Origin of the sequence: Carnobacterium sp., from assembly GCF_032094055.1 — a bacterium.
Lineage (GTDB): Bacteria > Bacillota > Bacilli > Lactobacillales > Carnobacteriaceae > Carnobacterium_A.
On the sequence record NZ_DAMDAK010000034.1, the window covers coordinates 12,062 to 23,066 of the forward strand.

The window sequence follows — 11,005 nt, forward strand, 5'->3', positions numbered from 1 at the left end:
AAGGTAGCGCTTTCGATAGTTTTCTTCTTGTTCAGTTAGCTTAAATAAACGACAAAGTTCAAATACTTGTTCGCAGTACCCGTTTGCCTCGTCTTCTCTTTTTTGCGTAAAAGCCAAAATTCCTTTATTAAATAAAAAATCTAAATGAGGTTCAATTAATAGGGTGTTTTCTGATAGTTGTTTTTCATAAATAGCAAGTGTTTCTTCTGCATAATCGTAGCGTTTATGCAGAAGAAACGTAGAAAAATTATTTGACAAAATACCAAATAGCAACTTCATATCTTGTGAAATAGATTGGTATAACCGGCTTTTTTTTATCGCTGTTTTCATTAAAAGATAGGTTGTTTCTACATCAAATACAAAACCAAAAATCGCGTAAATATATAATTCCATTTCTCCCCAGTCTTCCACTTTTACCAAATAAGAAAGAACTTTTGGCTGATTTAATGGTCTTTTTTCTTTGTCTACAATAATAATGCTCTCCACAAACAATACTATGAAACTCATCCAACTATTCGATGTAGGTTTTTGATTTTTTAAGTCAATGGCTAACTCTTCAAGTTCGTCATACTTTTTATTATTGACCAAATTCTTTATTTTATTAAAATAGTTCTTTAATTCATTTTCTTCTTCTTGTCTCAATAAGTAAAAATATTCTTCTGGTGAGGTATTCACATTCGTTAGCAATTCAATGAATGAATCCATTGAGATCATCGATTGTTCATTTTCAAAACGAGACAATTGAGAAATTGATAGTGTATTTCCAGCAGCTTCCTTCAGTTTCATGCCTTTTGCTATTCGTATTTTCTTAAATGTTTTACTATAATTCATACTTTCTCCCTGTTTCTTGCATATATGCAATTTTTTATTTTGATTAAGTATAGTTCGTTTATACTTTAGATACAAATAAAATAATTGTACATTCAACACAGTAGCCTCTCATTTAAAACTAGATGTATACATCATTATGGCAAAATAATTTGTTTTAAGTGAAAGAATGAATAGGGGAGAAAAAATGAAAAAATATATAGTACGTTTCTGGAAACATAACTTGTTAATTTTTGGCTTATTAGTCATCACTAATGTTTGTCTAACATTAGTAAGTGTAATCATGGCATCCTCTTTAAATGCATTAGTTGATCTTAATTTTACATTATTTTTTGAGACACTTTTAGCCAATGCGGCAATTTTCCTTGTATTTTTATTCTTTTCGTACATTGAAATCAATAAAAAAAGCCAAACAAAACAAAAAATGGCTACTGCTATTCGAATGGACGTTACAAAGAGAATGGAACAGACTAGTTACTCAAAGTTCCATACAAAATCAGTTGGAACATATGCTTCTTGGCTCAGTAATGATTTAAATACGATTGAAACGGTTGCTTTCGATCAACTTTATGCCGTCTTAGGAGGAATAATTAGCGCTGTTAGTTCAATTATTGCCATGTTTATATTTCATTGGTCTATTGTTTTATTGACCCTCGTTGTTACTATTTTAACAATTCTATTGCCAATGTTGTACCAAAAAGCGCTCAGTATGGCTTCTTTATTAGTAACCGAAGAAAGCGAACGTTTCTTAAGTAAGGTCACAGACACTCTCAATGGCTTTGATACGTTTTTTTCCTTTAATCTACTAGGAAAAATAACAAAAAATATGGAAGAATCATCTCTCAAACTAGCTGATGTTAAAAATAAACGAGCTAAAGTGACTGCAAAAGTAGCCATGTTAGGTACTTTTGGAAATATTGTGGGCCAACTGTCGATTATGGGGCTAACTGGGTATTTAGTTTTTCAATCGATAGTGTCCGTAGGTTCAATCTTGGCAACGGGAGAGTTAGCAGGCACTATATTTAATACTGTAGGAAATATTAGTCAACAAATTGCTGCCATCCGATCAGTTGAACCTGTTTTTAAAAAGTTAGAAACAATTGAACCTTTTGTTGAGCAGTCTACTGAAAAAATCAAAATAGTTGACTCGGGAATTGTTTTAGATAATTTAAGTTATGCATATGATGGCAAAGTGATTCTGAATAATTTAGACTTTTCATTTCAGTTAGGTGGAAAATATGCCATCGTTGGTGCAAGTGGTAGCGGAAAGACAACACTACTAAATATTCTAAATGGTAAATTAACGAATTACGATGGTTCAGTCCAATTTGCAGGAAAAGAATTGAGTATATTATCTGGAAGAGAATTGCGTGAACATATTTTATACATGGATCAAATTCCGTATCTATTTGAAGGAACAGTCCGAGAAAATATCACTTTAGATGAGGATTTTTCCAAAGAACAAATCCAACAGGCATTAAAGGCTAGCAATTTAGATGAAGTGGTAAGAAATCTACCTCAAGGAATTGATACAGATATTGGCGATGCTGGTCGTCTACTTTCCGGTGGACAACGGCAACGCGTAGCACTCGCTCGTGGTTTGGTTCGTGGTAAAAAAATTATCCTACTAGACGAGGGGACCTCTAGTTTAGATGAAAAGAGTGCGTTAGAAATCGAAAAACAACTGATAGAAAATGATGAACTAACTGTACTGATGATTACTCATCAACTACGTGAATCGATTCAGAAACAATTAAATCAAGTCATATTGCTTTCATAAATATATTTAACCTAGTGACTAAAGAGGCTAGATATAAAAGTGAAGAAAATCATACTTACCTTAATCAAAATGATCACTTACTAAAATACATTCACTTTGCTTAAGTAAAAAAATTTTAAATCATCTGTTTCTTTTAGTACAGCAAAGATAAACTAGGTTTTGTTTAATTTTAAAAAAATAATGAACATAATCGAGTAGGAGGAGCCTCACGGCTCCGACCTCTCATACCACCGTACGTACCGTTCAAGTATACGGCGGTTCAATATCTTGCGTAAGCAGACTCTGCCATCTCTCTTAACTTCGTTATTTTTGTTTTAGGCCCTTTCCATCTTTTGAGGATGAGCTGCCTGATTCTATGATGTAACTAGGGTTCTATCTCCTTATTAATAAAAGACCTAATAAATCCATGCTCAAAATAGCCAATCCATCCTCGCGTCACCTGGTTGATTTCCTTGATGATGGTTTTTGAAATCACCTGCGCGTTTCCGACTGGTTCTCCGTTTCAGTTCCGCCTTGAATTTATTTTTGGCTTCTTTGGTAGGGATAAAACGACAGGTTCAATTCACATTCTTTATTAGACAGCTCAAGAATTTTAAACGAGTTGGAGACCCCACTTTACTTTTGTCTGTGTTGACAATGAGTTTGAGGTCTTTTTCAATAAAACGTATCACGCTTTTCAGAACACGCTCTCCCGCCCGTTTTACTTTCTACGAATTCGCCAGACAAATCTGTTACCCCGCTCACCAAGAACTTACGGATAATCTGAAGGATAGCCCCGTCACGAATAAACTGTTCAAGGTGGTACATCAACTTATCATGATTGAGTGTATCAAAATATTGTTTCAAATCACAATCCACCACTACTTTATAGCCTTTTTCATAATATTCTATACACTGTTTTAGTGCTGTATGCTTTCCTTTATGAGGGTGGAACCCATGACTTTGTGGAGGAAAGTTTGGGCCAATGATGGGTTCAATCACTTGCTTAATCGCTTGTTGTACCACTCGGTTTCGAACGCAAGGAATCCCAAGTTTTCGTTTGGTCCCATTTGGCTTTGAAATTTCTACCCGTTTAACTGATTTAGGCTTGTAGGTGCTATTCAGAAGTTTCTGCCTTAAGAGCAGATAATATTCTTTGAAATGTTCCTCTACTTCCCAAATAGTTACTCCAGCTGCGCCCTTATTGCGTCTAACTGCTTCTGCAGCGGTTCGTAGATTTTCCCTGCTTACAACAAGCTCCATTAATGATGGAGACTTACGATACAGTTCTTTCATATTACCTAGAGGAATACTCTACGCATCTACATACTCTTTCGGTTCCACCTTATCCCTCTATAGACTGCCAACCGTTCGGTTGTTTTCTGTAGTCAACGTATCCTCTAACCTCCAATCTATACTTTGTATGAATATTGTTCGGTCCTTCGGTACCTTTTCCCTACTATGACCTCAGCTGACTTCTCACTATTCGTTGTTACTACTGTGTCGCTAGTGAGACCTCCCCAGGTAAGATGCGATAACCTTCCACTCATGTTACTGTCTCATTTACTGATTGGGATTTGTGCAGTATCGGACTTCGTCTTTTGAGGCAAATTCGTCCATCCCAGTCCAACCTTCCTATGAAATTTTTGTTCGTCAGTGCGAGTGTTTGCCTCCAGCTTCCTTCAAATTCCACCTCACGGTGGACACCCTTGCTTCCAGCTAACAGTTCCTACTGCCAAGCCTGTAGTGAACTTTCACCACCAAGTTATCGCCCATGCTGGGCGCACCTCAAAAAAGAACCTTGATTAATCAAGATTCTTAATACATGACTTTATCTAATTTCATGTATTTTGGCCAATATGTCTTTAGGCGATTGAAAAGTAAAATCAACTTAGTCAAACGAGATGTGTTTCAATGCATCCCATTTTACTCAGCCAAATGATCCCTCCACAAGATTTGACACTTTTCATATCATAGTTTGTATCTCCTATATAAATTATCTCCGATTTATCTACTCCTATTAATCAATAGCTTTTTGTATTGGATCAGGATTTGGCTTATGCAGCTGAGTATCTGAAGCAGTATAGGTACAACAGGAGCGATAGATACACTCAAGAGGGATTTTTCAGTTACTGATATATCAAGTCAAATGATATGACATAAAACAGTTAAAATAGTAAACTTACTATTATTAATAGACGTAACCTACAAAAAAATATGACTTATCAAATTATCGACACAACCACTAGAGGAGTCACGATCATTATGAATCTAACAGACTTATTGAAATCGGTAGAGATTGATTCTATCCGCCATAATCAGCGTCAACTAGAATTAGATGAAATCGATATAAAAAAAATTGCTTATCACTCAAAAGAAGTAGGTACTGATACTTTATTTGTCTGTATTAAAGGTTACCAAACAGATGGACATAACTACGCAAAACATGCTGCAAGCCAAGGTGCAACGGTTATCATTGTCGAACAGTTCATTGAAAGCATAGATGTTCTTCAACTTAAAGTCTCAGATAGTCGTGAAGCTTTAGCTATTTTGTCGAGTAATTTTTTTGATCATCCTTCTAAGTCAATGAGCATATTCGGAGTAACTGCTACTAATGGGAAGACGACGATTACATACATGACAGAAGAAATCTTTAAGGCCCATCAATTGAAGTCTGGCTTAATAGGAACTATTCTAATTAAAATCGATAAAGAATTTGAAATGAGCAGATTAACTACTCCGGAATCTTACGATTTGCAACAGCTTTTTGCAAAAATGAGAGATCGCGAAATTACACATGTCTCCTTGGAAGTTTCTTCCTCAGCACTGGATCTTAAACGCGTTTATCATACTGCCTTTGACGTTGTGGCCTTTATGAATATCAGTCCAGAACACATCAAACTACATGAATCTTTTGATGCTTACTTTAACGCTAAAGCTTCTTTGATAAGAAATGCTTCTAAAACAAGTACAGCTATTTTGAATCTTGATGAGTCGCTGCTTGTCCCTCTAGAAGAAGAGACCGAAGCTCAAGTCGTTACTTTCGGAATTGAAAATAAGTCAGGTACGATCACCGTCTCAGATATTCGATTTGCATCAGGTATCCCCTCATTTACAGTAAATATACAAAAAAACTTTAACACCCTAAGCGGAAAAAGAATTGAGGCCACAACTTTCGGTTTAGAACTGTCGGTTCCAGGTTATCATTCTATCTCTAACGCACTCACAGCACTTGTTGTAGGATTGGTCAATGATATATCGATTGAAAATATCCAACGAGGCCTTAAAAATTTCCGAGGTGTAGAGAGACGATTCCAGATACTCTATAATAAAGAATTTAAAGTGATAGATGACTTGTTATTGAACCAAAACAACATTGATTCATGTATGGAAACCATCAGATATTTAAATTACAACGAACTGCATCTTGTGCATGCAATCAGAGGAAATAACGGTCCAGCGCACAGTACAGAAATTGCGGAGTCTTTAACAGAATGGTTCCGTAAAATGAAAGTTGCGAAGATCATTTTGACAACGGCATCATCACATGTAGATAAAAATAATGAAGTCTCAGAAGAAGAATTAGCCGCTTTTTTGAAAGTGATGAAACAAAATAAAATTGAGGTTGCATTTTTTAAAGAACTAGAAGATGCATTGCGACTCAGCGTTGAACAGTTGAATGTAGAGGACATTCTATTGATTTCAGGAGCACATTCAATGGACCAAGGTGCAAAAAAGACATTAGAATTATTAAAGGAAATCCATCCTACAGTAGATGATAAAAGGATTGATCAAGTATTAGAGAATAAAATCATTGGAATGGATTCTTTCAAGGTAGCTGGAAAAACTTTAAATTTTAGTTCATGAGTTTAAAAGCAATCGAAAGTATAAACCTAAAAGAAATCTTAGCCTATATTGATGTACTAAGTCAGGGGGGATGTTAATTATATCAACAGCATCTAATTTAATATCTTAATAGTTTGAGAGGATACAACGTATGCTTTGCACACATCCGCCATTATTGCTATACTATACCTAAATAAATCGAAAGGTTGTGCCTAAATGTACACTATCTAAAACAATCGTAATTGAAGAAGAAACGGTTTCTGCTTATTTAGCAGGTTTCTTTGCAGCGGTTTTTTTAGATACATCATTTAAACAACTTTCGAAACTGAATTGGCGTACTGTGCGAAAATTAGAGTATGCCCCTCTTCTACCTGTTTATTTGAATTGATCTGACCGTCGCAGAAACTTGCTGGCGGTCAGTTTTATTTTATTAGATAGGAGGAAATTTTATGTTACAAGTTAGAAATTTAACTTTGCACCATTTGACGGATTTGAAAGAAATTATTAAGGACTTGAGCTTTATAGTCAATCCTGGAGAAAAAGTAGCCATCATTGGCGAAGAAGGAAATGGAAAATCAACATTATTGAAATGGATAATGGGGGATAAGAACATTGAATCCTACATTCAAGCAGAAGGAGAATTGATCAACCAATTCAGTCGGATGGTTTATTTGCCACAGTCCTTACCGCAAAAATATATGGACTTCACAGTCGACCAGTATTTTTTCGGACAAACAGACGTTATGGAGATGGATTACCAAAAGCTCTATCAATTAGTGGGACAACTTGGATTTGATGCTGAACGGTTAACCAGTTCACAATCATTAGGCAGTCTATCCGGTGGTGAAAAAGTCAAAGTTCAGCTGCTAAAAGCCCTCGCTACGGAGCCTGATTTGTTATTGCTGGACGAACCTTCCAACGACTTGGACCTTGATACAGTCAAATGGCTAGAACATTTTATCAGATCCACTCCATTAACCGTTATGTTTATTTCACATGACGAATCTTTACTTGCCGCTACAGCAACCAAAGTCATTCAGCTTGAATTATTACAGCACAAGACGATTCCAGTCGCAACTGTATCTAATTTATCCTATAAAGACTATCTTGAACAAAAAGAAGCACGCTATGAACACCAATCTCAAGTCGCCAACAAACAGCGTGAAGAACACCAAAAACAAATGGAAAAGTACCGGCAAGTTGAAAGCAGTGTACATCATGCTCAAGGAACCATTTCAAGGCAAGACCCAGCTGGTGGCAGGTTACTCAAAAAGAAAATGCATGCAGTAAAATCCATGGGCAAACGATTTGAGCGTGAAAAGGAAAACTTTGAAGATGTTCCACTAAAAGCAGATGCTATCTTAGTGAAATTCTCAAACACTAAACCACTTCCCGCAAATAAAATTATCCTGAATTTAGAAAATAAAAATGTGAAGCTGGAAGATAAAGTTTTAACTCACTCATTGAACTTGCTTGTCAAATCTCCTCAAAAAATAGGCATTATCGGACAAAATGGGATCGGAAAAAGCACGCTGTTGAAACAATTATGGACAGAATTAAGCCAACGTACAGACATTGCAGCTGGGTATATGCCGCAAAATTATACTGATTATTTACGGCTTGATGAAACACCTGTTGAGTTCCTTAGCGAAACAGGTGACAGCGAAGAACACACACAAGTGATGACTTACCTAGGAAGCATGCGTTTTACAGCAGATGAAATGCATCATCCCATCCGTTCACTATCAGGCGGGCAGCAAGCCAAATTATTGTTATTGAAAATCGATTTATCCGGACAAAATGTGTTGTTGTTGGACGAACCTACACGTAATTTTTCGCCTCTTTCCCAACCAGAATTACGAAAACTGTTTAAAGGTTTCGAAGGATCGATCATAACTGTTTCACATGACAGAATGTTTTTAAAAGAAGTTTGTGACCAAGTATATGAATTGAAGAAAGACGGTTTAGTCAAAGTAGAAATTGAGTAAAGCTTATAAAAAAAAGTGGACCGCGCTAAAAAGAATCCTATTCGCATAGGGTTCTGAATAGATAATTTTATAGAAAATCGTATTTTTAGAACCTTGATACAAGGTTCTTTTTTGTTGAGTTTCTAAAACAATAATAATGTCTACTGCTAAATCTTTATTCCTAATCATCTATTCATTCAGAATTAACGATTTGAGCATTGCTTAACAATCTGATGTCATTTTCCGAGAAGTTTATCGTAGTATCAGTAAAATGACAAACCACCATATAAAGTAACGGTTTTATCCAGCACATTGAAAGCTGATTTCCAGTCATTATGTCGGATATTTATTTTCTGTTTTTTCAATATAGTCTTTTATTAAATAACCGTAATCATTCTTAACAAGATAGGATACTATTTCTGTCTTCCTGCTTGGATCTTCAAAATAGTTATGATCTAAGCTGTATAACTTACCAGCAAATGTCATATCAGCAATTTTTCGCAGCATGATTTCTGGTTTAAAAATTTTAATATTTATTTTTATGTACTTTTCATCTGATCTGGTTTTATCCAGAATTGCTATTTCATTAAAAGCAGGCTGCCAGTCAATAATATTTTCATAATAGACTTGATACTCTTTATTTCTAGATTTTAAAATGAAATATTCAGTATTCTCTTGATATGAGACCCTATAAGCCTGTTTTAAAAACATAATAATAGCTAAAATAAAAAAAGCTAAACCCCCACTTACTATAGCCATTTCAGATTCTTTCATAATTATACCTAAGATAAGCATAACTGCCAAAAGAGCATCTATAGATATAAGTATGTTCAAAATAAAACCTTCTAATTTCCCTGGCTTTTGCACTCCGTCTTCATATTTAGGTCTATAAATTCTCTTTCTTATATATCTAGCTATTAAACTTGTAATTATTACTATTAGTGGAATTACCAAAAAAGTAAAACTATTATTGTTCATAGTATAGGTCTCCTTCAAAAAGTTAATAATGTTGTTACGACCTGAGTCTTTAGATTTAATGATGCAAAATGTCTTTCTTTTTTTAACCTAGCATATATGAACGGTACCTGCAAATAATATTAAAATAGAGTTGAAGGAACAAGCTTTTTTCGATTTTTTTATAATACTCTACTCTACAAAAAAACTAAGGTATTAGATATACTGTAAAGAAAGCAGCAAACCTAATTTAAGTTTGCTGCTTTTAGTGTTTGTTTGCTTATCCTACTGTTCTCTTATTCTTTTGGTTCTAAATCTTCAATAGAATCAATATCCATATAGTCAGGGACAACTAATCCATTTTTTGCACCTGTTAAGTTTTTACCCAAATCTATCATATCATCTTTATGTTTGTCATAAAAAGCAGCATGTGTTGTTGGCAACCATGGTGCCAGGGAAGCATCTGCTGACCCAGTTGCAATTGCTTCGAATAAAACTGCAGGATCAACATCTGTTACGGTTACTTCATAACCTTGCTGCTCTAATACAGCTTTAGCAACCAGACAAGAAGCTCTTTCTGTATCCCATGGTGTTGACACAAGTTTTATTTCTTCCCCATTCACTTTTTCAGTGCCTTCCAGCCACTCGTCCACTTTGTCTTGGTTTGCTTCTACCCAACTTGTCGCCGCCTCTTCAAAGGAACTGTCTTGTGCTTCAGACATTACAGCTTCCATATCTTCTACTTCCCAATGGAAAGCATCAAGAGTTTTATAGGCAGCAGGCATTTCTTCCTCAAGTCCCAATCTTGCAATAGTATGAATGCTCTCGACATCTCCCATGGTTCCTTTCGGGTCTTCTAGGTATTTCAAATCATATTCTGAAAACATCCAGTGCGGAGCCCATCCTGTTATTACAATAGGCTCTTCATTTTTGATTGCTTGATCCAGCAATGTCAGCATACCACCAGTTGAGCTTTCTTCAAGTTCCCAACCTTCCAAGTTTTCATATTCTTCTAAAGTTTGATGTGCCATATTCGTTATTCCTGCTCCAGGTTCGATACCTGTAACAGTATAATTCACTTGTTCGCTTACACTTGCATTTGCCCCATTTTCTGTTCCTTCATTACTGCCACATCCGCCTAACAGCAAAGCAGTCGATAATCCAAGAACCATTCCGATAGATTTTACGTTTAGCATACTTTCACTTTCCTCCATTTAAATTAAAAAGCATTCTCCTTTGTTATTCGGCTAATTTCCAGTCCTTAATCAACATAATTGTTAAAAATACTGGCAAGAATACTTCGTTTATTTTTCATTCATTGTTTCTTCATCTCCGATAACCCTATGTACAATCAGCATTCCAAACCTTTCAGGAACCCGTTAACTTGTAATTATTATAATCTTAAGACCTCCTTTTTTGAGAGTAGGTCATCGATTTTTATAGACCTTAAAAGCGTAACATGAATGATTTTTAGATTCAAATCTACTGCCAGAAGAGCTAGAAACAGCTTGTCTTGAAATTCAAAAGCAAGGTGTGGAATAAATCTAACTTTTTTTACAAATAAATCGATCTAGTTTCTTTTAACTATTCTGATCTGACCTTTTCGGTTATCGCCGAAAAACATATAATTTTGAAAAATCTCTCAATAATT

8 protein-coding genes are annotated in these 11,005 nt (G+C 35.3%); 3 read left to right on the forward strand and 5 right to left on the reverse strand.

Features of this window, described 5'->3' with window-relative positions; translation table 11 throughout:
• On the reverse strand, nucleotides 1-831 hold an 831-nt coding region (locus RT405_RS06890), incomplete at its 3' end, for a hypothetical protein (protein ID WP_313468668.1).
• A 184-nt stretch (nucleotides 832-1,015) separates the two neighbouring features.
• On the opposite strand from RT405_RS06890, the gene RT405_RS06895 reads away from it, so the two are divergent.
• Nucleotides 1,016-2,608 (forward strand): ABC transporter ATP-binding protein, encoded by a 1,593-nt coding sequence (locus RT405_RS06895; RefSeq protein ID WP_313468669.1) that lies wholly within the window; start codon nucleotides 1,016-1,018, stop codon nucleotides 2,606-2,608.
• Between the two features lie 364 nt (nucleotides 2,609-2,972).
• Here the strand turns inward: RT405_RS06895 and RT405_RS06900 are convergent, their stop codons facing one another.
• Nucleotides 2,973-3,083, reverse strand: coding sequence for a group II intron maturase-specific domain-containing protein (locus RT405_RS06900; RefSeq protein WP_313468671.1), 111 nt, complete (start codon nucleotides 3,081-3,083; stop codon nucleotides 2,973-2,975).
• A gap of 179 nt (nucleotides 3,084-3,262) precedes the next feature.
• The gene (locus RT405_RS06905) at nucleotides 3,263-3,850 is read right to left on the reverse strand and encodes a reverse transcriptase domain-containing protein (RefSeq protein ID WP_313468673.1); all 588 of its coding nucleotides are present in this window, start codon (nucleotides 3,848-3,850) and stop codon (nucleotides 3,263-3,265) included.
• Nucleotides 3,851-4,852: 1,002 nt separating this feature from the next.
• Here RT405_RS06905 and RT405_RS06910 point away from each other — a divergent pair.
• Nucleotides 4,853-6,454, forward strand: a complete 1,602-nt coding sequence (locus tag RT405_RS06910; protein WP_313468675.1) for a Mur ligase family protein — start codon at nucleotides 4,853-4,855, stop codon at nucleotides 6,452-6,454.
• Between the two features lie 428 nt (nucleotides 6,455-6,882).
• Nucleotides 6,883-8,421 carry an ATP-binding cassette domain-containing protein gene (locus tag RT405_RS06915; protein ID WP_313468677.1) on the forward strand — a complete coding sequence of 513 codons (1,539 nt, stop codon included), beginning with the start codon at nucleotides 6,883-6,885 and terminating at the stop codon, nucleotides 8,419-8,421.
• A gap of 312 nt (nucleotides 8,422-8,733) precedes the next feature.
• Here the strand turns inward: RT405_RS06915 and RT405_RS06920 are convergent, their stop codons facing one another.
• Nucleotides 8,734-9,378, reverse strand: coding sequence for a hypothetical protein (locus RT405_RS06920; protein WP_313468678.1), 645 nt, complete (start codon nucleotides 9,376-9,378; stop codon nucleotides 8,734-8,736).
• Nucleotides 9,379-9,650: 272 nt separating this feature from the next.
• Entirely contained in the window at nucleotides 9,651-10,550 is a 900-nt protein-coding gene (locus RT405_RS06925) for a glycine betaine ABC transporter substrate-binding protein (protein ID WP_313468680.1), read from the reverse strand.
• Nucleotides 10,551-11,005 lie beyond the last annotated feature (455 nt).

Excerpts from the sequence above, each read along its gene's own strand:
- RT405_RS06915 (WP_313468677.1), top strand. The coding sequence starts at position 6,883 with ATGTTACAAGTTAGAAATTTAACTTTGCACCATTTGACGGATTTGAAA.
- RT405_RS06910 (WP_313468675.1), top strand. The coding sequence starts at position 4,853 with ATGAATCTAACAGACTTATTGAAATCGGTAGAGATTGATTCTATCCGC.
- RT405_RS06905 (WP_313468673.1), bottom strand. The coding sequence starts at position 3,850 with ATGGAGCTTGTTGTAAGCAGGGAAAATCTACGAACCGCTGCAGAAGCA.
- RT405_RS06895 (WP_313468669.1), top strand. The coding sequence starts at position 1,016 with ATGAAAAAATATATAGTACGTTTCTGGAAACATAACTTGTTAATTTTT.
- RT405_RS06925 (WP_313468680.1), bottom strand. The coding sequence starts at position 10,550 with ATGCTAAACGTAAAATCTATCGGAATGGTTCTTGGATTATCGACTGCT.
- RT405_RS06920 (WP_313468678.1), bottom strand. The coding sequence starts at position 9,378 with ATGAACAATAATAGTTTTACTTTTTTGGTAATTCCACTAATAGTAATA.